The organism is Anaeromyxobacter sp. K, assembly GCF_000020805.1.
GTDB classification, from domain to species: Bacteria; Myxococcota; Myxococcia; order Myxococcales; family Anaeromyxobacteraceae; genus Anaeromyxobacter; species Anaeromyxobacter dehalogenans.
The window spans coordinates 2,620,590-2,645,035 of sequence record NC_011145.1 but is presented as its reverse complement, the minus strand read 5'-3'; the positions used below and the strand labels follow the sequence as shown (position 1 = coordinate 2,645,035).

Below are 24,446 nucleotides of genomic sequence, written 5' to 3'. Positions count from 1 at the left end.
CAGCGTCGAAGCGATCGGAACCTCGCCACGAGCGTACAGGGGGAAATCACCCGCGACGGCCTCACGGCGGGGGTCGCGCGGGCGGGTCGAGCCGCAGCGCCTGCGATGCACGGGGCAGGTGGAAGCGCCGGGATCGTCCCCGCGCGGAGGGGCTCAGGGCGCGTGCAGCGGCGCGTCAACCACCCGGATCCCGTCCTCGGTGGCGACGAAGCCTCCCTCGGGCACCTCGCTCCAAGGGGCTCGGCCGATCCGCTCGCTCGCCACCACGAACGCGTGGCGCGGCCCGGCGTCGCTCGCGGCGTGCAGCGTGCGGCCGCGGCGGCAGGCGGCGAGGAGCCGGCCGTCCGAGACGAGGAAGGTGAGCGAGCTCGGCTTCGGCGACGGCACCGCGTCCGCGATGCGCAGCAGGACGTCGGTCGTGGCCGCGAGCGCCGCGCGCACCGCCTCGACGCCGGGCGCCTCGAGCCCGCCGCGCGCGCGCAGCCGCGTCAGGAACAGGTAGAAGCAGCGCTCGCTGTCGGTGTCGCCGCGGATGCGGCCGCGCAGGTCGGGGTCGATCTCGGCGAGGATCCCCTCGCGCACGTCCGCGTCGTCCTTGAAGCGGGCGACCGTCCCGTTGTGCGCGAACACCCAGCGATCGTGCACGAACGGGTGGGTGTTCTCGCGGAGCACCGGCCCGACGCTGGCCTCGCGCACGTGCGCGACCACCACCGCCGAGCGGATCTCGCGCCCCGCCTCGACGAAGGCGGCGTCGGCGTGGGCGGGGAGGATGCCCCGGCGCACGAGCGGCGACCCCTGCACGTACCAGCCGATCCCCCAGCCGTGCGGGTGCCGGTGCGACTGGAACCGGAGGGCGTTCTCTGCGCTGCAGAGCGGCTCGCAGGCATCGCGGCCGGGGTGGGCGTGCTGACCGAAGAGGCGGCACATCGCGGACGCAGGGAATCTAGCAGGGCGCCGCCCGCCGATCCAATCCGGGCGGGGGCGCGCCCGCCACGGGGGCGGGATCGCCTCGCGTGCTCGTCAGAGCGCCGCGTCCACCGGGGGCCCGAACGGCAGCGGGCGGCCGGCGCCCAGCTCGTAGAACGCCACCTGCGCGTGGCGCCCGCGCACGGTGAGGATGGCGGCGGTGCGCGGCAGCCGGAAGCGGCGCGGCCCGGCGCTGCCGGGGTTCACGTAGAGCGTGGGGCCGAGGCGCGCCGCGCCGGGGCGGTGGGAGTGGCCGTGGATCACCAGCTCGGGCGGATCGCGCGCGAGGAGCGGGCGCGCCGGCGGGCGGGGCCGGTCGCGCGGGCCGAGGTCGTGGACCACCAGCGCGCGCAGCGCGCCGAGCGCGAGCCGCACGGTCTCGGGCAGCGCGTCGAACGCGGGATCCCGGTCGTTGTTCCCGCGGACCGCGGCGACGGGCGCGACCTCCGCGAGCGCGTCCAGGATCTCCGGCCGGACCACGTCGCCGGCGTGGACCAGCAGGGCGCAGCCGCGGAACAGCGCGGGCAGGGCGGGGTCGAGCAGGCCGTGCGTGTCCGAGAGCAGCCCGACCCGCACGCGCGCCTCAGCGGCAGTCCACCATCGCGACGGCCGGAGCCTGGTGCACCACCCGCCCGTGCTTCACCACCGCGAGCGCGTGGTTGACCGCCATGTGCCAGGCGAGGTGCTCGGGCGAGCCGCAGCCCCACAGCACCAGGTCGGCGTCCGCCCCGCGCGCGATGCGGCCCAGGTCCGGCTGGCGCAGCGCCCTCGCGCCGCCGGCGGTGAACGCGACCAGCGCCTCGGCGGGCGTCAGCCCGAGCTTCAGGCAGGCCAGCGACAGGGTGAGCCCGACGTTCTCGCTCATGGCGCTGCCGGGGTTCATGTTCGTGGCGAGCGAGACCGGCACGCCCGCCTCGAGCAGCCGCCGCGCCGGCGCGTACCGCTCCGAGCCGAGGAACAGGGTCGAGAGCGGCAGCAGCCCGGCCACCACGCGCGCCTCGGCCAGCGCGGCGACCCCGGCGTCGTCCAGCTCCTCGAGGTGATCGGCGCTGGAGCAGCCGAGCTCCGCGGCCAGCCGCGCGCCGCCGCCCGCGGTGAGCTGCTCGGCGTGGACGCGCGGCACCAGCCCGCGGTCCTTCGCGGCCTGCAGCAGCAGCCGGGCCTCGTCGGGCGCGAAGGCGCCGTCCTCCACGAAGACGTCGCAGAACCCCGCCAGCCGCTCGCGCGCGACCTGGGGGATGAGCGAGGCGCACGCCTCGCGCACGAACCCGGCCCGGTCGCCGACCTGCTCCGGCGGCACCGCGTGGAACAGCAGCGTGGGCAGGATGGTCGCGTCCCCGCCGAGCGCGTCGCCGAGCCGGTGGACGATCCGCAGGAGCCGGAGCTCCTCCGGGGCGTCCAGGCCGTAGCCGCTCTTCACCTCGATGGTGGTGACGCCCTGGGCGATGAGGCGGCGGGCGCGGGCGGCGGCGTCCGCGAGCAGCTGCTCGTCCGGCGCGGCGCGGGTCGCGCGGGTGGTGACCGCGATCCCGCCGCCGGACAGCGCCACCTGCAGGTAGCTGCGCCCGGCGCAGCGGAGCGCGAACTCGCCCGCGCGCTCGCCCGCGAAGACGAGGTGCGTGTGCGAGTCCACCAGCCCCGGGGTGACGAGGCCGCCGCGGGCGTCGATCACCTGCGCGCCCCCCGCGTTCACCTCGGCCTCGAGATCGCGATCGCGGCCGACCCACGCGACGCGCCGCCCTTCGACGGCCACCGCGGCCCCGGGGAGCAGGCCGGCGTCGGAGGGGCCGCGGTCGCAGGTGGCGACGACGGCGTTGCGGAGGACCAGGGTCGCGGTGGGGCGGCTCACGGGAGCTTGATACCCCGTTCCCGCGCGACGCGCTCGGCCTCCGGATAGCCCGCGTCCGCGTGACGGAGCACCCCCATGGCCGGGTCGCTGCGCAGCACCCGGGCGACGCGGCGGGCCGCCGCATCCGTCCCGTCCGCCACGATGACCTGGCCGGCGTGGAGGCTCCAGCCGATGCCCACCCCGCCGCCGTGGTGGAAGCTGACCCAGGACGCCCCGTTCACCGCGTTGACGAGCGCGTTCAGGATGGGCCAGTCGGCCACCGCGTCCGAGCCGTCCTTCATGGCCTCGGTCTCGCGGTTCGGCGAGGCCACCGAGCCGCAGTCGAGGTGGTCGCGGCCGATGACGATGGGCGCCTTCACCTCGCCCCGCCGCACCAGCTCGTTGAAGGCCAGCCCGGCGCGATCCCGCTCGCCGTAGCCCAGCCAGCAGATGCGCGCGGGCAGCCCCTGGAAGCGGACCTTGCGGGCGGCGAGGTCGAGCCAGCGGCGCAGGCCGGCGTTCTCCGGGAACAGCTCCATCACGGCGCGATCGGTGCGCGCGATGTCGGCCGGGTCGCCGGACAGCGCCACCCAGCGGAACGGGCCCTTGCCCTCGCAGAACATGGGCCGGATGTAGGCGGGGACGAACCCGGGGTAGGCGAACGCGTCCGCGAGCCCCGCCTCCCGCGCGCCGGCGCGCAGGTTGTTGCCGTAGTCGAACACGTGGCTGCCCAGGCGCCGCATCGCCAGCATCGCCTCGACCTGGCGGGCCATGGACTCCTTGGCCCGCCGCACCACGCCCTCGGGGTCGCGGGCGCGCAGCGCGGGGAGATCCGCGAGCGGCACGTCGGCGGGGACGTAGCCGTTCAGCGGATCGTGGGCGGAGGTCTGGTCGGTGACGAGGTCGGGCGCGACCCCGCGGCGGGCCAGCTCGGCGTAGACCGTGGCGGCGTTGCCGACCAGGCCCACCGACAGCGGCCGCCGGGCGCGGCGCGCCGCCTCCAGCCGGGCCAGCGCGTCGTCGAGGTCGGCGGCGCGCTCGTCGAGGTAGCCCGTCGCGAGCCGCTTCTCGATGCGGGCCGGGTCCACGTCCACGCCCAGGAACGCCGCGCCGAGCAGCGTGGCCGCGAGCGGCTGCGCGCCGCCCATCCCGCCGAGGCCGCCGGACAGCACCAGCCGGCCCGCGAGCTCGTCGCTGCCGAAGTGCGTGCGGCCGGCCTGCGCGAACGTCTCGTAGGTGCCCTGCAGGATCCCCTGGCTGCCGATGTAGATCCAGGAGCCCGCCGTCATCTGCCCGTACATCATGAGCCCGCGCGCCTCGAGGTCCCAGAAGTGCTCCCAGGTGGCGAAGCGCGGGACCAGGTTCGAGTTCGCGATGAGCACCCGCGGCGCGTCCGGGTGCGTGCCGAGGACGCCCACCGGCTTGCCGCTCTGCACGAGCAGCGTCTCGTCGTCGCCGAGCGCCTTAAGCGCCGCGACGATGCGCCGGTAGCTCTCCCAGTCGCGGGCCGCCTTGCCGGTGCCCCCGTAGACCACCAGGTCGTCGGGCCGCTCGGCCACGTCCGGATCGAGGTTGTTCATCAGCATGCGGAGCGCCGCCTCCTGCACCCAGCCTCGGCAGGAGAGGGCGCTCCCTCGCGGTGCGCGGATCGCGTCCATGGGAGCCACCTCCGGCGCGAGAGCCTGGCCCGGGGCCGCGCCGGCCGCACCGCGAAAAACGGGGCCCGCCGCGGGCGCGCGCTGCTAGACTCCGCGCGCTCCATGAACGACCGCCTCTTCATCTCCGCCCTGCGGCTCCTGCCCAAGAACGCCCTCTCGCGCGCCGTCGGCGCGCTCACGCGCTGGCGCGCGCCGGTCCCGGTGCGCCTCGCCGCCATGCGGGCGTTCGCGCGGCGCTACGGGATCGACCTCTCGGAGTGCCCGGACCTCGACGTCTACCGGACGTTCGGCGAGTTCTTCGCGCGCCCCCTGCGGCCCGGGCTGCGGCCCATCGCGCCCGGGGAGCGGGTGGTGGCATCGCCGGTGGACGGGGCGGTCTCGGAGACGGGCCGGGTCGAGGCCGGCCGCCTGGTGCAGGCGAAGGGCATCGACTACCCGGCCGCCGCGCTGCTGGGCGACGAGGCGCTCGCCGCCCGGTTCGCCGGCGGCGCCTACGCCACCCTCTACCTCGCGCCGAAGGACTACCACCGCATCCACTTCCCGCTGGGCGGGAAGGTGACCGGCTGGCGGTACGTGCCGGGGAAGCTCTGGCCGGTGAACCCGGCCTCGGTCCGCACCGTCCGCGGCCTGTTCGCGCTGAACGAGCGGCTGGTGACGGTGCTGGAGACGCCGCTCGGCGCCTGCGCGGTGGTGGCGGTGGGGGCCACGGTGGTGGGCCGGGTGTGCGCCTACTACGACCCCTCCATCCCCTTCACCAACCTGCCCGGCGCGGCGCCGCGCCGGCACGACTACGAGACGCCGATCCCGGTGGAGAAGGGGCAGGAGCTGGGGGCCTTCGAGATGGGCTCCACCGTGATCCTGCTCTTCGAGCCCGGGAAGGCGCGCCTCGACCCGCGGCTCGCGCCCGGGGTGCGGGTCCGGGTCGGCGAGCCGCTCGGCGGCGCGGCGTAGGCCGCGGCGCGCCGCCGGCCTGCCACCTCCCCGTGCATCACGCGCGGGGCTCTGGTATCCATGCCGGCGTGAAGATCAACGGCGTGAAGGGCATGAACGACGTCCTCCCCGCGGACGTCGCCCGCTGGCACGAGATGGAGTCGGTCGCGCGCGAGGTGTTCGCGCTGTACGGCTACCGCGAGGTGCGGACCCCGGCCGTGGAGCACGCGGCGCTGTTCGCCCGCGGCGTCGGCGAGGCCACCGACATCGTCAACAAGGAGATGTACGTCTTCGAGGACAAGGGCGAGGAGCTGCTCGCGCTGCGCCCCGAGGGCACCGCCGGCACGGTGCGCGCGTTCATCGAGCACGGCGCGTTCGTGGAGGGCCCGCAGAAGTGGTTCTACATGGGCCCGATGTTCCGGCGCGAGCGGCCGCAGAAGGGCCGCTACCGCCAGTTCCACCAGATCGGCTGCGAGGCGTTCGGCGTCGCCGAGCCGTACCTGGACGCGGAGCAGATCGCGCTGCTCGCGGACTACTTCGCGCGGCTGGGCGTGACCGCGGAGCTGAAGCTCAACTCCGTGGGCGACGCGCAGTGCCGCCCCGCCTACCTCGCCGACCTGAAGGCGTACCTGGTCGCGAACCAGGGCGCGCTCTGCGCCGACTGCAAGGACCGCATCGAGCGCAACCCGCTCCGCGTGCTCGACTGCAAGGTCGAGTCCTGCCAGCCGGTGCTGGAGCAGGCGCCGCAGCTGCTGGAGCGGCTCTGCGAGCCGTGCCGGACGCACTTCGACCAGGTGAAGGCCGGCCTCGACGCGCTCGGCGTCGCGTACCGCGTCGAGCCGCGGCTGGTGCGCGGGCTCGACTACTACGTGCGCACCGCGTACGAGTTCACCTCCGACGCGCTCGGGTCCCAGTCCGCGGTCGCGGGCGGCGGCCGGTACGACCGGCTGGTCGAGACGCTCGGCGGCCCGCCCACGCCGGGCATCGGCTTCGCCCTCGGCGAGGAGCGCCTCTCGATGATCCTGGAGAAGGTGGGCCGCGCCATGCCGGAGCGGCGGCCGGCGGTGTTCTTCGTCAGCGCGGACGCGACCGGCGCGCTCGAGGCGCTGCGGCTCGCGGCCGGGCTGCGGCGGGCCGGGATCGCCTGCGAGCTCGATCCGCGCGGCGGCAAGCTGAAGGCGCAGTTCAAGCAGGCGGAGCGGGTCGGCGCGCGGTGGGCGGTGGTGCTCGGCGGCAACGAGGTCGCGACCGGGCAGGCCAAGCTGAAGGACCTGCAGACGCGCGAGGAGACGCCGGTGGCGCTCTCCGAGCTCGCCGCGCGGGTCTCGGGGTAGCCGCCATGCCGCTCGCGCCCCTCGCCGCGCTCGCGCTCGTCCTCGCCGCCGCGCCCGGGCCGGCCCCGACGCCGCCCTCGACGCCGGCGCCCGCGCGGGCTCCGGCCCGCGGCCCCGCCGCCGGCGGCCCGGTGGTCCTCGAGGTCACCGCGGACCGCGGCGTCGCGGCCGCGATCGTCGGGGCGGTGACCGAGCGGCTCTGCGCGGCGGTCGCCGAGGCGGCCCGCGCCGACGCGATCTGCCCGGACGGCGCCCCCGAGCTGGAGGTGGTGGCGCGCGCCGAGGCGCTCGGCACCTGCCGGGGCGAGGACTGCCCGCGCACGGTGGCCGAGGCGCTCGAGGCCGGTCGCCGCGTCCTGGCGCGCCTGGAGCGCGACGCGTCGGGCGGGCTGCGGATCACGGTCCGGCTGCTCGGCGCCGCGGGTGTGCCGGTGGCCTCGGCGGCGGCGCCGCTGCCGGAGGACCTCGAGCCGCTGCTCGCGCGCGCGGCGTCGCTCGTCCCGGGGCTGTTCGAGGCGCGGGGCGCCGGGGCTCGCTGATGCGGCTGGTGGTGGTCGCCGGGCCGACCGCGTCCGGCAAGACCGCGCTCGCCATCGCGCTGGCGCGCCGGCTCGGCGGCGAGATCGTCAACGCCGACTCGCAGCAGGTCTACCGCGGGCTCGACGTCGGGACCGCCAAGCCCACCGCGGAGGAGCGCGCCGCCGCCCCGCACCACCTGCTCGATCTCGTCGAGCCGGGGGAGGGGATGGACGCGGCCCGCTTCGCGGCGCTCGCGGATGCCGCCATCGCCGGGATCGCCGCGCGCGGCCGCGTGCCCATCGTGGCGGGAGGCACCGGGCTGTACGTCCGGGCCCTCCTGCACGGCGTGGTCGAGGCGCCCGGGCGAGACCCGGCGCTCCGGGCGGCGCTGGAGGAGGAGGCGGCGCGCCTGGGCCGGCCGGCGGTCCACGCCCGGCTCGCCGCCGTGGACCCCGCCGCGGCGGCGCTCATCCGGCCCAACGACCTGGTGCGGGTGGTGCGCGCGCTGGAGATCGCCGCCGGCGGCCGCACGCCCTCCGAGCTCTACCGGGCGCACGCGTTCCGCGAGGACCGCTACGACGCGGCGCTGCTCGCGCTCGACCCGCCGCGCGCCGAGCTGCACGCGCGCATCGACGCCCGCGTCCGCGCCATGTTCGCGGGCGGCCTGCTCGACGAGGCGCGCGCGCTCGAGGCGCGCTTCGACGGCGCGCTGCCGGCCCGCCTCCCCATCGGCTACGCGGAGGCGGCGGCGCACCTGCGCGGCGAGCTCGATCTGGAGGAGGCGATCCGCCGGGTCCAGGTGGCGCACCGCCGCTACGCGCGCCGGCAGGTGATCTGGCTCCGCAAGGAGCGCGGCGTCGCCTGGATCGCGCCGCCGCACGACGTCGAGGCGCTGGCGCGCCGCGTCCTGGAGCCGCGACCTCCCGCGATCCGGTGACCCGCGATTGCGGCACACATCGCAGCCGATTTCGCCACACCCGCCTGATCTTCATCACTCCGACGCACGGTCGACTACAGTGCGGCCGTTGTCTCACGTTCCACGGGGGCGAAATATGCGTCGAGTGAAGTTCGGGTTGATGGCGGCTGTCCTGATGATTCTCCTGGGCGCGCGCTCCGCGTCCGCGCGCGAGGCCTGGGGCTACCTGGTCTGCGAGTCCGATCCCAGCGTGGCGGTCCCGGGGGCCGTGCTGACGTTCACGCAGGGTAGCGTCGTGTCCACGTCGTACGCGCCGACGGGCGCCGACGGCTGGTACGGGTTCATGCTGTATCCGGGCAACTTCGGCCTCTGGAGCGTCAGCATCGACCTGACCGCGCAGGGCGGTCCGTCGAACTACGACGCGGGCCAGGTCAACATCGTGGAGACCTCGCCCCTGTCGTACGTGCCGACCATCGAGATCCCCGCGGGCGTCATCCCCGCGTGCGGCGGCACGCCGCCGCCGCCGGTGTGCCAGGAGCTGGACGGCGTCGAGGACGGCTCGACCTTCTGCGGCAACCTGGGCAACCCGCGGAACGAGTGCGCCTACTTCGGGCTCGTGCCGGCCGGCAAGGACGACGGGCTCTCCGGCCCGACGCACGAGGCGTCGATGGACGCCGACCTGGCGCTCGTGAAGGCCGGCACCTGCTACAAGGTCTACGTGGGCGTGAGCGCCGGCGACACGCTGGAGACGCCGGACGGCAAGGGCATCTCCCACGTCACCTACTGCAGCTGCGAGTAGCGCTGCAGCGCCGCCCAACCCAGCCGCGCACGCTCCGGTCCCGGGGCGTGCGCGGTGTCGTTTCCGGAGGCCGCGCGGGCGTGCTTTCGGTTGGCGCGGCGCGTCGAAAAGCGCTGAGAAGCCGGTGGTCTGCGCGCGTGCGTTCCGGCGGCGCCGTGCTATAAGCCGTCCGTGTCCAAGCCAGCCTACGCCCTCGACTTCGAGCGCCCGCTCCTCGCCCTCGAGTCCAAGATCGCCGAGCTCAAGGAGCTCTCCGGCGGCGCCAAGGTCGACTTCAGCGAGGAGATCCAGAAGCTCGAGAAGAAGGCCCGGAAGCTCCAGGCCGAGATCTTCAGCGACCTCGACCGGTGGCAGACCGTCCAGCTCGCCCGGCACCCGCAGCGCCCGTACACCCTCGACTACTTGAGGGAGCTGTTCACCGACTTCTTCGACATCGAGGGCGACCGTCGCTTCTCCGCCGACCACTCGATCGTGTCCGGGTTCGCGCGGTTCGACGGCGAGCCGGTGGTGGTCATCGGCCACCAGAAGGGCCGGAGCACCAAGGAGAACATGCTCCGGAACTTCGGCATGCCGCGGCCGGAGGGCTACCGCAAGGCGCGCCGGCTGTTCGACCTCGCCAACCGCTTCCGCAAGCCGGTCATCACGTTCATCGACACGCCCGGCGCCTACCCGGGCATCGGCGCCGAGGAGCGCGGCCAGGCCGAGGCCATCGCGGTGAACCTCGAGGTGATGTCGTCCCTGGAGGTGCCGGTCATCGCCGTGGTGATCGGCGAGGGCGGCTCCGGCGGCGCGCTCGCGCTCGGCGTCGCGAACCGCGTGCTCATGCTGCAGTACTCGATCTACTCGGTCATCTCGCCGGAGAGCTGCAGCGCCATCCTCTACCGCGATCCGACGAAGGCGCAGAAGTCGGCGGACGCGCTCAAGCTCACGGCGCGCGACCTGGCCGGCTTCGGGATCACCGACGAGCTCATCCCGGAGGCGCCCGGCGGCGCGCACCGCGACCCGGTGCTCACCGCCAAGAACGTCGGCGACGCGCTCCGCCGCCACCTCGCCGAGCTCCGGAAGCTGTCGCCCGAGCAGCTCGTCACCGACCGGTACCGCAAGTTCCGGGCGATGGGCGTGTTCACCTCGGAGGAGTGACGGCGCCGAGCGGGATCCGCTCCTCCGGCGCGCCCTCCGGGCCCGCCCGCAGCACCGCGTAGGAGCCGGTCCGGGGCCGCGCCGCGCGCACCGCCGGCTCCACCGCGGCCCAGAGCGCCCGCGCGTCGGGGCCGGCCAGGTGCAGCACGCAGAAGCCGTCGCGCCACTCGTCCCGGACCAGCCGGCCCGCGCCGCCCGCCAGCCGCTCCATCAGCGCGTACTCGAGATCGCGGAGCCGCTCGCGCTCCGCCCGCGAGCCGTGCGGCCGCTCGTCCAGCCGGAGGTGGACGGACACCGGCTGCTCCGGGGCCGTCGCCGCGCCGGGGAGGGCGACGAGCAGGGCGGCCAGGCCGGCGGCGGCGGCGGCGTGCACCCCGGGATCGTGACGCCGGAGCCGGACGGCGCCAGTCCGCGATGGGGGACCTCGGCGCGGTCGCGCCTCCCGGCGGACAGGGGTATAACCGTTCGCCCATGCCCGTCCCCCAGGGCTCCTCGAGCCCCGCACCCGCGCACCGCCCCTTCATCGTCGCGATCGACGGGCCGGCCGGCGCGGGCAAGTCCACCGCCTCGCGGCAGCTCGCCGCCCGGCTCGGGTTCGCCATGGTGGACACCGGCGCCATCTACCGGACCGTCGCGCTCGCCGCCACGCTCCGCGGGATCGCGCTCGACGACGACGCCGGCCTGGGGCAGCTGCTCCCGCAGCTCGCCATCCGCTTCGCGCCCTCCGGGCAGCCGGGCGGCGGCCAGCGGGTCCTCCTCGGCGAGGAGGACGTGTCGGTGGAGATCCGCACCCCGCCCATGTCGCTCGGGGCGAGCAAGGTGTCGGCGCGGCCGGTGGTGCGCGCCGGGCTGCTCGAGCTGCAGCGCCGGCTCGCGCTCGCCGCGGAGAACCGCGGGGCGGTGCTCGAGGGACGCGACATCGGCACGGTCGTGTTCCCGGACGCCGACGCCAAGTTCTTCCTGGTCGCGACGCCCGAGGAGCGGGCGCGGCGGCGCCACGCCGAGCTGCTGGCGAAGGGCGACGGCTCCACCTTCGAGGAAGTGCTCGCCGATCAGCTGAAGCGCGACCGGCAGGACTCGGAGCGCGAGATCGCCCCCCTCCGTCCGGCGGAGGACGCGGTGGTGGTGGACACGAGCGGCACGCCGCTCGAGGCGGTGGTGGACGCGCTCGCCCGCGAGGTGCGCGCGCGCCAGCGCCGGCGCGGGCGGGGCGGGGGCCGGCCGTGAGCGAGGGCGAGCGCACCTACGGGCCGAAGGAGTGCGGGAGCTGCCGGCTGTGGCGGCCCATCCTGGAGGACGCGCGCGGGCCCATCGGCCCGTGCCGCCTGGGCGTGCGCACCGGCGACTTCCCGGGCACCGCGCCCGTCTGCGAGCGCTACCTGTCCCGCGAGGCCGCCATCCCCTCCGCGCCGCCGCCCGAGCCGGCGCGCCGCCGCGCGCGCGCGCCCGGGCCGAGCGTGGTCGTGCACCGCGCCCCGGGCCACGGCACGCCCGCGCCGTCGCCCACCGTCTCCGTCCCCTTGCCCGAGGAGCTGACCGACATGACGCGAGAGGAGTTCGCCCAGGCCATCCGCGAGGCGCTGCGCGAGGACGTGCCCGTCCCGCTCGCGCCCAAGTGGGAGGGCGGCACGGTGGTGCTGAAGCCCGGCGATCCCGGCACCGCGCCCAAGGAGATCCCGCTCGACAGCCTGTTCCACAAGATCGTGATGATCCGCGACCGGCTGCGGGTGCTGGAGCAGAAGGTCAACGCCACCGACAAGCTGACGGACGCCGAGAAGGTGGAGCTGCAGCAGTACGTGACGCGGTGCTACGGCTCGCTCACCACGTTCAACGTGCTGTTCAGGGACGAGAAGGACCGCTTCGTCGGCGAGAAGGCCTGACCTCCGCCCGCCGGCGGCGCCGGCCGCTCGCGCCGCCGTCCCGCCGCGCGACGGCGGGACGGCAGGCGCGGCTCAGTTGCCGTGGTGGTGGTGGTCCTCCCAGCCCCGGTCCCCGGCCTTGCCGCAGAGGTTCGGCAGCCCGGGCCAGGTGGGGTTGAGCGGCTCGCGGATCGGCGCGCGCGCGGTCGCGGCCTCGAGGTGGGCGCGGTACGCGGCGGCGTCGGGATCCTTCGCCCGCTCGGCCACCTCGAGCGCGGTCCGGAACGCGCCCTTCGCCTCCTCGAGCCGGTCCGCGCGCACCAGCGCCATGCCGAGCACGTCGTGCGCCGCCGCGCTGGCCGGGTGCCAGGCCGCGTTCTGCCGCAGGGCGCGGATGCCGTCCTCGAGCTTCCCGTCGCGGATGGCCTGGCGGCCGGCGGCGTCCACCACCGGCTCGGGCGGCCGGACCGTCCAGCCGAGTCGCTCCGACAGCCTCGCGTAGTGGCGCTCGACCGCGGGGAGGCCGCCGCCGGGCCCGACCGCGCCGGCCGGGGCGGGCATCGTCCACCCGGCGAACACCTCCTTGAAGCCGCGCGTGGCGCCCTCGAGCACCACCGACCAGTGATCCTCCTCCGGCAGCTCGACCGCCGCGACCTGCAGGCCGCTGGCGCCGCGCACCGTCCGCGCCAGCGCCTGCGCCTGCTTCGCGGCCGCCGGGCCGTCGTTCGGCGAGACGATCACCATCACGCCGCGCGGCCCGCGGCCGCCGGCCAGCGCCTCGCGGGCGCGCCGCACCGGCTCGTCGCCGTTCCAGGTGAGCGTCGGCGCCAGCGCCAGCGTCGCCTGGAACAGGCCGGGGCGCGCCAGCTGCGCGTGCACCGCGAGCAGCCCGCCCAGCGAGTGCCCCACCAGCATGCGAAACGGCTCGGTCCGGTAGGAGCGCTCGACGTGCGGGATGAGCTCGTCCTGCAGGAACGACAGGAACCGGTCGCCGCCGCCGGCGGTCTTGAACGCGGCCGGCTGCGCGCCCTCGAACTTGCCCGGCGACGGCGTGAGGTCGCGCACCCGGTCGGCGTGGTCGATCCCGACCAGGATCACCTCGGGCATGCGCCCGTTCTGCGCGAGGAAGCGCGTGACCGTGGCGAGCAGGGCGAGGCTGGGGCTCCCGTCGGTGAAGTAGACCACCGGGTAGCGCCGGCCGGAGGTGGCGTAGCCGGGCGGCGCGAGCACCACGAAGCTCCGGTCCTCGCCGAGCACCGCCGAGCGGATCCGGAACGCGCCGGAGGGGTCCGGCGCGGCGGGCGCGGCCGCGGCGTCGGGCGGGGCGGACGGGGCGGCGCCAGGGCCGGCGGCAGGGGCAGGCGTGGGGCCGGGCGACGCGGCCGGAGGAGCGGAAGGAGAGGCTGCCTGCGCCGCGGCAGCGCCGGCGAGGGTGAGCGCCGCCAGGGAGGCCACGACTCGTCCGAGGGTTCGCATCGCCAGTCCTCCAGCGGGGGTCCTGTGCCGAGAGGCCCGCCCCGGCAACTTCGTGACTCCGAGTAGAGGGGACAACCCCGGCGGTGCGCCACGGATGGAGGGGGAGGGTGGCTGGCCGTCGCAGGGCGCGCCGTTATATAGAGGCGCCGTGGACGTCAAGATCGCGAAGACCGCCGGGTTCTGCTGGGGTGTGCGCCGCACCGTCGACAAGGTGATGGAGGTGGCCGACCAGCACCGGGCCCCCGTCGTCACCCTCGGGCCCATCATCCACAACCCCCAGGCGGTCGCCCGCTTCAGCGAGAAGGGCGTCGGGACCGTGAACGGGATCGGCGAGGTGACCGACGGGACCACCGTCGTGGTCCGGACCCACGGCGCGGTCCGCGAGGAGCTGGAGCGGGCCGAGGCGCGCGGGCTCGAGGTGGTGGACGGCACCTGCCCGTACGTGAAGTACCCGCAGGCCATGGCCCAGCGCCTCTCGCGCGAGGGCTACCACATCGTCATCGTCGGGGACGCGAACCACGCCGAGATCAAGGGCGTCATCTCGTACTCCGAGCAGCCGTGCACGGTGGTGAAGCCGGGCGGCCCGGTGCCGGAGATCAAGGCGAAGAAGGTCGCGGTGATCGCCCAGACCACCTGCATCGGCGCGGAGTTCGAGCGGGTGGTGGGCGTCCTGGCCCTCCGGCACAAGGAGGTCCGGGCCGTGAACACCATCTGCAACGACACCGAGGAGCGCCAGGCGGACGCCCGGGCGCTCGCCAGCGAGGTCGACGCAGTGGTGGTGGTGGGCGGGAAGAACAGCGCCAACACGCGCCACCTGGCCGAGATCTGCCGCGCCATCCAGCCGCGCACCTGGCACGTCGAGACCGAGGCCGAGCTCGGGGCGGCCTGGTTCGAGGGGTGCCGGGTGGTCGGCCTTTCGGCGGGGGCCTCGACGCCGGACTGGGTGGTCGAGGGGGTGGCGGCCTGGCTGCGGGCGCTCCGCTAGCCGGGGCCCGCCTTGACGCTGCAAATTCGGACGTGTAGCGTGCGCACTCCGTAATCCGGAATGTAGGCCGGGGTACGCTCGGCGCGCGACGGCTCCTCGATCCCCGGGGGCGCGGCGCGAAGCACCAGACCCAGGGGGCAACGCAGTGGCAACGCCGGCACGTTCCAGCCCCGAGATCCGACGGGCGCCGGCGCTTCCCGAAAAAAGGTTGGCCTAACCGAATGGAGAATCAGACTCCCCGCACGCCCGACGTCGAGACCGAGGACTTCGCGACGCTCTTCGCCGCGAGCGAAGCCAGCGCCGGTCCGATCGAGGAGGGCAAGGTCGTCAACGGCACCGTCATCCAGCTGACCAAGGACTACGCCGTCATCGACATCGGCTACAAGTCCGAAGGCCAGGTGCCCATCTCCGAGTTCTCGACCGCCCCCGGCGGCGAGCCCGCGGTGAAGGTGGGCGACAAGGTCGAGGTGCTCGTCGAGTCCCGGGAGAACGACACCGGGATGGTCGTCCTCTCCAAGGAGAAGGCCGACAAGATGCGCATCTGGGACGAGATCTCCGCCGCGTGCGAGCGCGACGAGCTCGTCGAGGGCGTGATCGTCGGGCGCGTGAAGGGCGGCCTCTCCGTCGACATCGGCGTGAAGGCGTTCCTCCCCGGTTCGCAGGTCGACATCCGGCCGGTCCGGAACCTGGACAAGCTGATCGGCGAGAAGTTCAAGTTCAAGGTCATCAAGTTCAACAAGAAGCGCGGGAACATCGTGCTGTCGCGCCGGGTCCTCCTCGAGAAGGAGCGCGAGGAGCTGAAGAAGGAGACCCTGAAGAACCTGAAGGAGGGCGCGATCCTCAAGGGCGTGGTCAAGAACCTCACCGACTACGGCGCGTTCATCGACCTGGGCGGCATCGACGGCCTGCTGCACGTCACCGACATGAGCTGGGGCCGCATCGGCCACCCGTCGGAGATGTTCGAGGTCGGCCAGGAGGTCCGCGTCGTCGTCCTGAAGTTCGACCCGACCTCCGAGCGCGTCAGCCTGGGCCTGAAGCAGATCCAGGAGGATCCGTGGCACCGCGCCGACGAGAAGTATCCGGTCGGCACGCGCGTCAAGGGCAAGGTGGTCTCGCTCACCGACTACGGCGCGTTCATCGAGCTGGAGCAGGGCGTCGAGGGTCTCGTCCACGTCTCCGAGATGAGCTGGACGAAGCGGGTGAAGCACCCCTCGAAGCTGGTCAACGTGGGCGACCAGGTCGAGGCGGTGGTGCTCGACATCGACCCGAAGGCCAAGCGGATCAGCCTCGGCATGAAGCAGATCGAGGCGAACCCCTGGACGCTGCTCGAGGACAAGTATCCGATCGGCACGACGATCCGCGGCGAGGTCCGCAACGTCACCGACTTCGGCATCTTCGTCGGCGTCGAGGAGGGCATCGACGGCCTCGTGCACGTGTCCGACATCTCCTGGACCGAGCGCATCAAGCACCCGGGCGAGAAGTTCAAGAAGGGTGACGTGGTCGAGGCGGTGGTGCTCAACATCGACGTCGAGAACGAGCGCTTCAGCCTCGGCATCAAGCAGGCGCACGTCGACCCGTGGACCACGCTCTCCGAGCGTCACCCGGTGGGCGCCCGCGTGAAGGGCCGCGTCACCAAGGTCACCGACTTCGGCGCGTTCGTGGAGATCGAGCCGGGCATCGAGGGCCTGGTGCACGTGTCCGAGATGAAGGACGAGCGCGTGGAGAACCCGCGCGACGTCGTGCAGGAGGGCCAGGAGGTCGAGGTCAAGGTCATCGACATGGACCTCCAGGACCGCAAGGTCGCCCTCTCCATGAAGGCGGTCAACCGCGACGGCGGCGAGGACGACTACCGCGAGTACCTGCGCCGCCAGGGCGACGGCCGCGCCCGCCTCGGCGACCTGATGGAGAAGTTCAACCGCCGCAAGTAGCCTCGCGGCGGTCCGGAGCACCTGCGGGCGGCCTGCGCGAGCGGGCCGCCCGCTTCATTTTTGCCGGTTGCGACCCCCCCGGCCGCGTGCTTACCTGACCCGACCATGAACCCCAGCGATCCCAACGAGCCCCTCCCCACCACGCCGGTCGGCCCGCAGGAGCCGCAGCCCGGGGCGACCGGGCCGGGATCGCCGGCGCGGCCGGAGCCGCCGCGCTGGGGCGCGCCGCCCCCGCCGCCGCCGAGCTGGGGCCCGCCGCCCGGTCCGCCGCCGCCGCCCGCGGGCTGGGGCGCGCCCCCGCCCGGCATGCCGCCGCAGCCGCCGCCGCGCCGCGACCGGCTGGCGCTCGGCATCGTCGCGTTCATCTTCGGCGGCCTGTTCCTGGTGTTCTTCGGGTTCCTGCTGCTGGCGTTCGGCGCGGTGCGGGGCGAGTCCCCGCGCCTCGGCTCCGGCCCGCGCGTCGGCGTCATCGACGTGAAGGGCACCATCGGCGGCGGCGAGCGCGACGAGACCGAGGACATCCTGAAGCGCATCCGCCGCTTCGCCGAGGACGGCGACCTCAAGGCGGTGGTGATCCGGGTGGACTCTCCCGGCGGCTCGGTGGGCGCCAGCCAGGAGATCCACGACGAGGTGAAGCGCCTCGCGCAGAAGAAGGTCGTGGTCTGCTCGATGGGCAACCTGGCCGCCTCGGGCGGCCTGTACGTGTCGGTGGCCTGCCCGAAGATCGTCGCCAACCCCGGCACGCTCACCGGCTCGATCGGCGTCATCAGCCAGTTCCCGAACGTGAAGGACCTCGCCGAGAAGCTCGGGGTGAAGGTCGAGACGGTGAAGACCGGCAAGCTCAAGGACGCCGGCAACCCGTTCCGCGACATGACGCCGGAGGACCGCGCCTACTGGCAGGGGCTGGTCGAGAACACGCTGGGCCAGTTCGTGAAGGCGGTGGCCGAGGGGCGCAAGCTCGACGAGGCGAAGGTGCGCGCCATCGCCGACGGCCGCGTGCTCACCGGCGCGCAGGCGAAGGAGGCCGGGCTGGTGGACCAGCTCGGCAACTTCTACGACGCGGTCGAGCTGGCGAAGCAGGAGGCGAAGCTGAGCGGCGAGGCGGTGCTGGTCTACCCGCCCGACGAGCACGGCCGGTTCCTCGAGCAGCTCATGGGCGGCGCGGCCGGCGCGGTGGCCGACGCGGTCGCCACCCGGGTGGCGCAGGGCGCGGCCGACGCGCGGCAGCCCGGTGTCTACTTCCTCGCGCGGTAGCGGCGCGCGCCGCAAGGAGACTCCCGTGCAGCAGCCGCTCTGGGCCCCGTGGCGCATGGAGTTCATCCGGTCCGAGAAGCCGGCCGGGTGCATCTTCTGCGACTTCCCCGCGGCGCCGGAGTCGGCCGACCGCGGCAACCTGGTGGTGCACCGCTCGGCGCACGCGTTCACCTGCCTGAACCGGTTCCCGTACAACTCCGGGCACGTGATGGTGATCCCGCGCGCGCACGTCGCCGACCTCGGCGCGCTCGGGCCGGCGGAGTGGGCCGACCTGCAGGAGGAGCTGCGCCGCGCCGCCGCCGTCGTGAAGGCGGTCTACCAGCCGGACGGCATGAACGTCGGCATGAACCTGGGTCGCGCCGCCGGCGCGGGGATCGCCGACCACCTGCACTGGCACGTGGTGCCGCGCTGGATCGGCGACAACAACTTCATGCCGGTGCTGGCCGACAACCGCGTGGTCGTGGAGGCGCTCGACGAGGCCTGGCAGCGGCTGCACGCCGGGTTCGCCGCGCTGGGCCCGTGACGCAGCTCTGGCTCGCGCTCGCCGCCGGCTCGCTCGCCGCGATCGTGGCGATCCTGCTCGCGGAGCGGCTGCGCCGGCGCCGCGACGAGGCGCAGGCCTACCTGAAGGGCGTCCGCTCCATCGTGCAGGGCGACCCGGACGCCGCCATCGAGGCGCTCTCCGACGCCGCGCGCCTGGGCACGCCCGAGGCGGTGGACACCTACCTGGCGCTGGGCGCGCTGTTCCGGCGCGAGGGCGACCTCGCGCGGGCGGTGCGCCTGCACCGGAACATGCTCTTCGGCCGCGGGCTCGACCCGGCCCGGCGCGCCGAGGTGGAGCGCGAGCTGGCCGAGGACTACCGGCGGAGCGGCATGCTCGCCGAGGCCGCCGAGCTGTACGCGCGGCTGGCGGAGCGCGACGGGGATCGCGCCGCGGCCGAGGGGCTGCGCGACGTGAAGGTCGAGCAGGGCGACCTGGCGGGCGCGGTGGCGCTGCAGCGGCGCATCGGCCCGGGCGACGGGGACCCGGTGCTGGCGCACCTGCTCGCGGCGCAGGCGCGCGAGGCGCTGGCCGGCGATCCGGCGCGGGCGGCGGCGCTCGCGCGAGAGGGCCTGGCGGCGCACCCGCGCAGCGCGGACGCCTGGATGGCGCTCGCCGAGGCGGAGGCCGGCGCGGGCGCGACCGCCGCGGCCCTGGACGCCGCGGGCCGCTCGCTCGAGGAGGACCCGCGCGCCGCGCTGCTGGCGTGGCCGGCGCTCGCCGCGGTGCCGGACGCCGCGGCGGCCGAGGCGTTCGCGGCGGCCCGCGCGGCCGCGCGCCCGGACGACGCGGCCCTGCACCTGCTGCACGGCCGCGCGCTGCACCGCTGCGCGCGGAACCCGGAGGCGGTGGCGGCGCTGCGCCTGGCGCTGGAGCGCGACCGGGTGGGCGAGGTGTCGCTGGCGATGCGGGAGCTGCTGCACCAGGCCGGCGCGCCGGGGCCCGACGACCTCGCCGCCCGCCACGACCTGCTGGTCGCGGCGCTGCTCCGCCGCGGCAAGGCCCCGCGGTGCGAGCGCTGCGGCTCCGACGCGCCGTCGCGCGCGTGGCGGTGCCGCCGCTGCGGCGCGTTCGACGCCTATCCCTGACCAGGCGCCGGCCCGCGCGCGCGGCCCGGCGCTTGCTTCCGGCGCGCGCCCCCGGTAGAGAGACCCCTTCCTATGGTCCGTGATCGCGTCATCGAACTCTTCCGCAAGGCGCTCGCCCAGGGCGCCGACGACGGGCGCTGGCCGGCGGCGGGCGCCGGCTTCTCGGTGGAGGCGCCGCGCGACCCGAAGCACGGCGACTTCGCGGTGAACGCCGCCATGGTGCTGGCGAAGCAGGCGGGCAGGCCGCCGCGCGAGCTGGCGCAGGCGATCGTCGAGGCGGTGCGCGCGGCCGACACCGCCGGCGACCTGGCCGGCCTGGAGATCGCCGGCCCCGGCTTCATCAACGTGCGGCTCTCCCCGGACCTGTGGCTGCGCACGCTCGCGCGCGCCGTCGCGGAGGGCCCGGACTACGGCCGGACCGCGGTGGGGCAGGGGAAGAAGGTCATCGTCGAGTACGTGTCGGCCAACCCGACCGGCCCGATGCACGTCGGGCACGGGCGCAACGCGGTGGTGGGCGACGGCGTCCAGGGCCTGCTGCGCTGGGCCGGCTTCGACGTCACCCGCGAGTACTACGTCAACGACTACGGCGCGCAGGTGCAGACGCTGGCGCGCTCGGTCCACCTCCGCTACCAGGAGCTGCACGGGCGGACGGTGACCATGCCGCCCAAGAGCTATCCGGGCGAGTACGTGAAGGACATCGCCGCCGGCCTGAAGGCCGAGTACGGGGCGAGGTTCCTGGACGCGCCCGAGGCCGAGTGGCTCACGCTGTTCCGCGACCACGCGGTCCAGCACGTGCTCGGGATGATCCGCGGGGACCTCGCCGCGGTGAACATCTCGTTCGACCGCTGGTCGTCGGAGAAGGCGCTCTACGAGTCGGGCACGGTGGACCGCTTCCTCCGCTTCCTGGAGGAGAAGGACCTCGTCTACGTCGGCAAGCTGCCGCCGCCGAAGTCGAAGAAGGGCCAGCCCCCGGCGCAGCCGCAGCCCGACGAGGAGGGCGTGACCGCGGCCGAGGACCTCACGCTGTTCCGCTCGTCGGCGTACGGCGACGAGGTGGACCGGCCGGTGAAGAAGGCGGACGGGACGCCCACGTACTTCTGCGCGGACATCGCGTACCACTGGGACAAGCGCCAGCGCGCCGACGCGCTGGTGGACGTGCTCGGCGCCGACCACGGCGGCTACGTGCCGCGGCTCGAGGCGGCCATGGAGGCGCTGGGCGCCTCGCGCAAGGACCTGCACGTCGTGCTGATCCAGATGGTCAGCCTGATGCGCGGGGGCGAGTCGGTGAAGATGTCGAAGCGCGCCGGCACGCTGGTGTCGCTGCGGGAGGTCGTCGACGAGGTGGGGCGCGACGCGACCCGCTTCATCTTCCTCACCCGGCGCTCCGACGCGCCGCTCGACTTCGACGTCGAGCTCGCCAAGCGGCAGACGCTCGACAACCCGGTCTTCTACGTGCAGTACGGGCACGCGCGCCTGGCGGCCATCTTCCAGAAGGCGCGCGAGGCCGGGCACGCGGTGCCCGACTTCGACCTCGAGGCCGCGCGGACGCTCGCCTCGCCGGAGGAGCAGGACCTCATCCGCCGCATCGCCGCGTTCCCGGACATGCTCGCCGCCGCCGCGCTCGCCTACGAGCCGCACCGGGTGGCGTTCTACCTCCAGGAGACCATCGCCGCGTTCCACTCCTGGTACACGCAGGGGAAGAAGAGCGGCGAGAAGGTCATCGGGCCCGACCCGGTCAAGACCGCGGCGCGCCTGTTCCTGTGCCGCGCCCTGAAGCAGGTGCTCGCGAACGGCCTGGCGGTCCTGGGCGTCTCGGCGCCGGATCGGATGGAGAGTCCGGAAACTCGCGATATCGCGGACGACGTCTAGAATCCTGGCTGCCGCGGTTCGCGCCCCCGGTCCTCGCGGCGCGCGCCCGTCTCCGCGGCGGGGTGACGTCCATGCGCGAAGAGAACGCCCGGAGCCGTGAGAAGTTCGAGCTGTCCCTGGACGGCCGCCAGATCGCGTCGATCGTGGTCGGCGCGCTCGTGATCCTGGGCGTCATCTTCGTCCTCGGCCTGAACGTGGGCCGGCAGATGGCCGCCCGGCAGGCGGAGGCGGTCCGCGGCTCCGGCGACCTCGACGCGCTCGACCGCGTCCCGGTGGCGGCCCCGGCCGCCCCGGCCCGGAACGACCTGACCTTCTACGACCAGCTCCCCAAGGGGAAGCCGTCGGCGCCGCCGCCGGTCGAGGCGCGCCCGGCGCCCGCCCCGGCGGCCGCGCCCGCCGCCGCCGCGCCCGCGCCGTCCGCCACGGCCACCGCCGCGGCGCCCTCCGCGCCGCCCGCGGCCGCGCCCGAGAAGCCCGCCGCCGCGCCGCCCGCGCCGTCGCCCAGGCCGGCCGCCGCCCCGGCGCCGTCACCCGCCGCGCCGAAGCCGGCCGCGGCGGGCGCGTTCGTGGTGCAGCTCGCCGCCACCCAGAGCCGGACCGAGGCGGAGCGGATCGCCGCGAAGTACCGGGCGCTCTCGCCGCGCATCGAGGCCGCCGACGTCCCGGGCAAGGGCCGCTTCTTCCGGGTGCGGGCGGGCAGCTTCGGGACCCGCGCGGAGGCGGAGCGCTACCTGCGCGACGCCGAGCGGGAATCGGGGGCCAAGGGATTCGTGACGGCGAGCCGGTGAGCCTAGCTTCACGTCGGGAGCCGGAGAGACATGACCAGCACGTTCGAGAACCCGAAGCGCGTCGAGAAGCCCTGGGGCCACGAGCTCTGGTGGGCCCACACCGAGCGCTACGTCGGCAAGCTCCTGCACGTGAAGGCGGGGACGCAGCTCTCGCTCCAGTACCACGTGAAGAAGGACGAGACGATCCACCTCTGGAGCGGCGAGATGGTGCTCGTCCTCCAGGAGGACGGCCGCCTGGTCGATCACCCGATGCGCCCGGGCGACAGCTACCACGTGCGGCCGGGCACGGTGCACCGCATGCGCGCGGTGACCGACTGCGACGTGCTGGAGGTGTCCACGCCCGAGGTCGAGGACGTGGTGCGCGTCCAGGACGACTACGGGCGCTGAGCGGCGCTGAGCGGCGCCGGGCGGTCGTGCCGCAGGCGACGCCGGGGTTGCCTCGCGCAGGCGCGCCGGCCGCTTCGCACGCGCCCCGGGGCGCGAAGGCGGCCGCGCGCCGGCGGCGGGGCGCGGCAGGACGCGCAGCGGCGAGAGCCGGTCTCGTCAGCGGGAGAGCAGGATCCCGATCGCGGTCGCGACGACCACCAGCGCCGCGACCAGCAGCGCCACCTTGCGCGGGCTCTCGGCGCGGGACTCGCGCACGCCCTGCAGCGCGTGCATCGCCCCGGCGCGCGTCCAGCGGTCGGAGGTCTCCGCGCGGACCAGATCGTCGTCGGCGAGGAAGCCGTGCGCGTAGAGCGCGTGCAGGTCCGCCAGCGACGGGACCACGAGCTCGCGGCCGCTCGCGTCCCGCACGTGGTAGCGCATGGGCTTCCGCCTCATGCCGGCCCCAGCTCCGCGGCGATGGCCTCGGCGACGCGCAGCCCGTCCACCGCCGAGGAGACGATGCCGCCCGCGTAGCCGGCGCCCTCGCCGGCGGGGTAGACGCCGCGGAGCGCCGGGCTCTGCAGGTCGTCGCCGCGCACCAGGCGGCAGGGCGCGCTGGTGCGGGTCTCGACGCCGATGAGCAGCGCCTCGTCGGTGACGAAGCCGTGCATGCGCTTCTCGAAGCTCCGCAGGCCGGCGCGGAGCGCCTCGCGCACCGCCGGCGGGAAGAGCTGCGACAGATCGGCCGGCACCACGCCGGGGCGATACGAGGTGCGGCCGGGCGCGGTCCCGGGCCGGCCGGCGAGGTAGGCCGACAGCCGCTGCGCCGGCGCGTGGTACCCGCCGCCGCCGAGGCGGTACGCGGCGCGCTCCCACTTGCGCTGCCACTCGAGGCCGGCGAGCGGGCCCTCGAAGCCCTCGGCGGCGAAGTCCGCCGGCGAGACTGCGACGACCATCCCCGCGTTCGCGAGCGGCGAGCTGCGGTGCGAGTTGGACATGCCGTTCGTGCACTGCATCTCGGGCTCGGTCGGGGTGGGGACCACCACGCCGCCGGGGCACATGCAGAACGAGAAGACGCCGCGCGCCTCGCCCGCCACCCGCGGGTTGTCGGCCAGCTTGTAGTCCGCGGGCGGGAGCTTCGGGTGGCGCCGCTCGGTGCCGTACTGGATGCGGTCGATGAGCGGCTGCGGGTGCTCCGCGCGGAACCCGACCGCGAACGGCTTCGCCTCGACGGGCCAGCCCCGCCGGGCGAACAGCTCGAACAGCTCCCGCGCGCTGTTCCCCGGGGCGAGCACCAGCCGGTCGGAGTCGACCGTGCGGCCGTCGGCGAGCGTCAGGCCGCGGAAGCGGCCGCCGGCGAGCTCCAGGTCCACGGCGCGCGCGCCCCACAGGAACGTGCAGCCGCCGCGCTCCAGCTCCTCGCGCATGGCGGAGATGGCGCCGGGCAGGAGGTCGGAGCCGACGTGCGGCTTCCCCTCGGCCAGGATCCGCGACACGCCCCCGAACCGCGCGAACAGCTCGACCACCTTGCGCACCGCCGGGTGGTGGATGCGCGTCCCGAGCTTGCCGTCGGTGTACGCGCCCGCGCCCCCCTCGCCGAAGTTCATGTTCGACTCGGGATCGAGCGCGCCGGACCGCATGAGCTCGGCGACGTCGCGCCGGCGTGGCCCGACCGGCTTGCCGCGATCGACCACCACCGAGGGCACCCCGCGCTCCAGCAGCTCCCAGGCGCAGAACAGGCCGGCAGGGCCCGCCCCGAGGATGATGGGCGGGGCGGCCGGCGCGCGCACCCTCGGCGCCGGCGGCTCGGGGGCCGGGGCGGGCGTCACGTCGGCGCCGGCGCCGTGGACCTCGCCGTCGACCGTCGCCTCGAGGTTCACCAGCCACCGCGCGTGGCCCTTCTTCCGCGCATCGAGCGAGCGGCGGATCACCAGCACCTCGCGGAGGTGCGCGGCCGAGACGCCCAGGCGCTCGGCGGCGCGGCGCGTCAGCAGCCCCTCGTCCTCGTCGAGCCAGAGCGGGATGTTCGAGATCCTGTACCGCAAGCGACACCTCTCCGACCGCGAAGCGGGTTACGCGCCGGTCTGTCACGCGGGCAGGGGATGCGAACCGGCCTACGCACCCGCCCTCGGCTCCGGAAAGGGCCTGGAAGGGCACAACTACATGAAAATATTGGTGCGGTCACCTTCGAACGGGTTTGGC

24 protein-coding genes are annotated in these 24,446 nt (G+C 74.9%); 16 read left to right on the top strand and 8 right to left on the bottom strand.

The features are described from left to right. Positions 1-153: 153 nt before the first annotated feature. From ANAEK_RS11870 to hutU, 4 genes are all read right to left on the bottom strand, one after another. Positions 154-927, bottom strand: a complete 774-nt coding sequence (locus tag ANAEK_RS11870) for a class II glutamine amidotransferase (protein WP_012526379.1) — start codon at positions 925-927, stop codon at positions 154-156. A gap of 93 nt (positions 928-1,020) precedes the next feature. Next, on the bottom strand, positions 1,021-1,542 hold the full coding sequence (locus ANAEK_RS11865) for a metallophosphoesterase family protein (protein WP_012526378.1): 522 nt from the start codon (positions 1,540-1,542) through the stop codon (positions 1,021-1,023). Positions 1,543-1,549: 7 nt separating this feature from the next. Continuing rightward, positions 1,550-2,815, bottom strand: a complete 1,266-nt coding sequence (gene hutI, locus ANAEK_RS11860; protein WP_012526377.1) for an imidazolonepropionase — start codon at positions 2,813-2,815, stop codon at positions 1,550-1,552. Continuing rightward, entirely contained in the window at positions 2,812-4,452 is a 1,641-nt protein-coding gene (gene hutU / locus ANAEK_RS11855; protein WP_012526376.1) for a urocanate hydratase, read from the bottom strand. Before hutU ends, hutI begins: the two co-directional genes overlap by 4 nt. 102 nt (positions 4,453-4,554) lie before the next feature. Here hutU and asd point away from each other — a divergent pair, with 102 nt between their 5' ends. The 6 genes from asd to ANAEK_RS11825 all read left to right on the top strand — a co-directional run bounded on the left by asd (position 4,555) and on the right by ANAEK_RS11825 (position 10,090). Further along, positions 4,555-5,403 (top strand): archaetidylserine decarboxylase, encoded by an 849-nt coding sequence (asd, locus tag ANAEK_RS11850; protein WP_012526375.1) that lies wholly within the window; start codon positions 4,555-4,557, stop codon positions 5,401-5,403. Between the two features lie 68 nt (positions 5,404-5,471). Continuing rightward, positions 5,472-6,716, top strand: coding sequence for a histidine--tRNA ligase (gene hisS / locus ANAEK_RS11845; RefSeq protein ID WP_012526374.1), 1,245 nt, complete (start codon positions 5,472-5,474; stop codon positions 6,714-6,716). Between the two features lie 5 nt (positions 6,717-6,721). After that, a complete protein-coding gene (locus ANAEK_RS11840) occupies positions 6,722-7,255 on the top strand; it encodes a hypothetical protein (RefSeq protein WP_012526373.1) in 534 nt (177 codons plus the stop codon). Then, the gene (miaA, locus tag ANAEK_RS11835; RefSeq protein ID WP_012526372.1) at positions 7,255-8,172 is read left to right on the top strand and encodes a tRNA (adenosine(37)-N6)-dimethylallyltransferase MiaA; all 918 of its coding nucleotides are present in this window, start codon (positions 7,255-7,257) and stop codon (positions 8,170-8,172) included. The genes ANAEK_RS11840 and miaA overlap by 1 nt, the downstream gene beginning before the upstream one ends. Positions 8,173-8,326: 154 nt before the next feature. Beyond that, positions 8,327-8,950, top strand: coding sequence for a hypothetical protein (locus tag ANAEK_RS11830; RefSeq protein ID WP_232288196.1), 624 nt, complete (start codon positions 8,327-8,329; stop codon positions 8,948-8,950). A 171-nt stretch (positions 8,951-9,121) separates the two neighbouring features. Then, a complete protein-coding gene (locus tag ANAEK_RS11825; RefSeq protein ID WP_012526370.1) occupies positions 9,122-10,090 on the top strand; it encodes an acetyl-CoA carboxylase carboxyltransferase subunit alpha in 969 nt (322 codons plus the stop codon). On the opposite strand, the gene ANAEK_RS11820 is transcribed toward ANAEK_RS11825, so the two are convergent. Then, positions 10,074-10,463, bottom strand: a complete 390-nt coding sequence (locus ANAEK_RS11820; RefSeq protein ID WP_012526369.1) for a hypothetical protein — start codon at positions 10,461-10,463, stop codon at positions 10,074-10,076. The two genes, ANAEK_RS11825 and ANAEK_RS11820, sit on opposite strands and share 17 nt — an antisense overlap. Positions 10,464-10,561: 98 nt before the next feature. On the opposite strand from ANAEK_RS11820, the gene cmk reads away from it, so the two are divergent. Then, positions 10,562-11,317 (top strand): (d)CMP kinase, encoded by a 756-nt coding sequence (gene cmk, locus ANAEK_RS11815; protein WP_012526368.1) that lies wholly within the window; start codon positions 10,562-10,564, stop codon positions 11,315-11,317. Then, positions 11,314-11,970, top strand: a complete 657-nt coding sequence (locus ANAEK_RS11810) for a hypothetical protein (protein WP_012526367.1) — start codon at positions 11,314-11,316, stop codon at positions 11,968-11,970. The genes cmk and ANAEK_RS11810 overlap by 4 nt, the downstream gene beginning before the upstream one ends. A gap of 72 nt (positions 11,971-12,042) precedes the next feature. On the opposite strand, the gene ANAEK_RS11805 is transcribed toward ANAEK_RS11810, so the two are convergent. Further along, on the bottom strand, positions 12,043-13,404 hold the full coding sequence (locus tag ANAEK_RS11805) for an alpha/beta hydrolase-fold protein (protein WP_232288195.1): 1,362 nt from the start codon (positions 13,402-13,404) through the stop codon (positions 12,043-12,045). Positions 13,405-13,519: 115 nt separating this feature from the next. On the opposite strand from ANAEK_RS11805, the gene ispH reads away from it, so the two are divergent. The 8 genes from ispH (at position 13,520) to ANAEK_RS11765 (ending at position 22,265) form a co-directional block, all read left to right on the top strand. Then, positions 13,520-14,410: a 4-hydroxy-3-methylbut-2-enyl diphosphate reductase gene (gene ispH / locus ANAEK_RS11800; RefSeq protein WP_232288194.1), complete on the top strand. Its 891-nt coding sequence runs from the start codon at positions 13,520-13,522 to the stop codon at positions 14,408-14,410. Positions 14,411-14,631: 221 nt separating this feature from the next. Next, on the top strand, positions 14,632-16,338 hold the full coding sequence (locus ANAEK_RS11795) for a 30S ribosomal protein S1 (protein ID WP_011420576.1): 1,707 nt from the start codon (positions 14,632-14,634) through the stop codon (positions 16,336-16,338). A 105-nt stretch (positions 16,339-16,443) separates the two neighbouring features. Further along, positions 16,444-17,592: a signal peptide peptidase SppA gene (sppA, locus tag ANAEK_RS11790; protein WP_012526364.1), complete on the top strand. Its 1,149-nt coding sequence runs from the start codon at positions 16,444-16,446 to the stop codon at positions 17,590-17,592. 25 nt (positions 17,593-17,617) lie between these two features. Continuing rightward, positions 17,618-18,115 carry an HIT domain-containing protein gene (locus tag ANAEK_RS11785; RefSeq protein WP_012526363.1) on the top strand — a complete coding sequence of 166 codons (498 nt, stop codon included), beginning with the start codon at positions 17,618-17,620 and terminating at the stop codon, positions 18,113-18,115. Continuing rightward, positions 18,112-19,221 (top strand): lipopolysaccharide assembly protein LapB, encoded by a 1,110-nt coding sequence (locus ANAEK_RS11780; protein ID WP_012526362.1) that lies wholly within the window; start codon positions 18,112-18,114, stop codon positions 19,219-19,221. Before ANAEK_RS11785 ends, ANAEK_RS11780 begins: the two co-directional genes overlap by 4 nt. Before the next feature lie 72 nt (positions 19,222-19,293). Beyond that, on the top strand, positions 19,294-21,090 hold the full coding sequence (locus tag ANAEK_RS11775; RefSeq protein ID WP_012526361.1) for an arginine--tRNA ligase: 1,797 nt from the start codon (positions 19,294-19,296) through the stop codon (positions 21,088-21,090). 71 nt (positions 21,091-21,161) lie between these two features. Then, positions 21,162-21,878, top strand: a complete 717-nt coding sequence (locus ANAEK_RS11770) for an SPOR domain-containing protein (protein ID WP_012526360.1) — start codon at positions 21,162-21,164, stop codon at positions 21,876-21,878. Between the two features lie 30 nt (positions 21,879-21,908). Next, positions 21,909-22,265 carry a cupin domain-containing protein gene (locus tag ANAEK_RS11765; protein WP_011420582.1) on the top strand — a complete coding sequence of 119 codons (357 nt, stop codon included), beginning with the start codon at positions 21,909-21,911 and terminating at the stop codon, positions 22,263-22,265. A 156-nt stretch (positions 22,266-22,421) separates the two neighbouring features. On the opposite strand, the gene ANAEK_RS11760 is transcribed toward ANAEK_RS11765, so the two are convergent. Together ANAEK_RS11760 and ANAEK_RS11755 are read right to left on the bottom strand one after the other, a co-directional pair. Further along, positions 22,422-22,700, bottom strand: coding sequence for a hypothetical protein (locus ANAEK_RS11760; protein WP_041454069.1), 279 nt, complete (start codon positions 22,698-22,700; stop codon positions 22,422-22,424). Then, positions 22,697-24,289 (bottom strand): NAD(P)/FAD-dependent oxidoreductase, encoded by a 1,593-nt coding sequence (locus ANAEK_RS11755; protein WP_012526358.1) that lies wholly within the window; start codon positions 24,287-24,289, stop codon positions 22,697-22,699. Before ANAEK_RS11755 ends, ANAEK_RS11760 begins: the two co-directional genes overlap by 4 nt. Positions 24,290-24,446: the final 157 nt, after the last annotated feature.

Excerpts from the sequence above, each read along its gene's own strand:
- ANAEK_RS11775 (WP_012526361.1), top strand. The coding sequence starts at position 19,294 with ATGGTCCGTGATCGCGTCATCGAACTCTTCCGCAAGGCGCTCGCCCAG.
- ispH (WP_232288194.1), top strand. The coding sequence starts at position 13,520 with ATGGAGGGGGAGGGTGGCTGGCCGTCGCAGGGCGCGCCGTTATATAGA.
- miaA (WP_012526372.1), top strand. The coding sequence starts at position 7,255 with ATGCGGCTGGTGGTGGTCGCCGGGCCGACCGCGTCCGGCAAGACCGCG.
- hutU (WP_012526376.1), bottom strand. The coding sequence starts at position 4,452 with ATGGACGCGATCCGCGCACCGCGAGGGAGCGCCCTCTCCTGCCGAGGC.
- ANAEK_RS11795 (WP_011420576.1), top strand. The coding sequence starts at position 14,632 with ATGGAGAATCAGACTCCCCGCACGCCCGACGTCGAGACCGAGGACTTC.
- asd (WP_012526375.1), top strand. The coding sequence starts at position 4,555 with ATGAACGACCGCCTCTTCATCTCCGCCCTGCGGCTCCTGCCCAAGAAC.
- cmk (WP_012526368.1), top strand. The coding sequence starts at position 10,562 with ATGCCCGTCCCCCAGGGCTCCTCGAGCCCCGCACCCGCGCACCGCCCC.
- ANAEK_RS11870 (WP_012526379.1), bottom strand. The coding sequence starts at position 927 with ATGTGCCGCCTCTTCGGTCAGCACGCCCACCCCGGCCGCGATGCCTGC.
- ANAEK_RS11765 (WP_011420582.1), top strand. The coding sequence starts at position 21,909 with ATGACCAGCACGTTCGAGAACCCGAAGCGCGTCGAGAAGCCCTGGGGC.
- ANAEK_RS11760 (WP_041454069.1), bottom strand. The coding sequence starts at position 22,700 with ATGAGGCGGAAGCCCATGCGCTACCACGTGCGGGACGCGAGCGGCCGC.
- ANAEK_RS11830 (WP_232288196.1), top strand. The coding sequence starts at position 8,327 with ATGATTCTCCTGGGCGCGCGCTCCGCGTCCGCGCGCGAGGCCTGGGGC.
- ANAEK_RS11840 (WP_012526373.1), top strand. The coding sequence starts at position 6,722 with ATGCCGCTCGCGCCCCTCGCCGCGCTCGCGCTCGTCCTCGCCGCCGCG.
- ANAEK_RS11770 (WP_012526360.1), top strand. The coding sequence starts at position 21,162 with ATGCGCGAAGAGAACGCCCGGAGCCGTGAGAAGTTCGAGCTGTCCCTG.
- sppA (WP_012526364.1), top strand. The coding sequence starts at position 16,444 with ATGAACCCCAGCGATCCCAACGAGCCCCTCCCCACCACGCCGGTCGGC.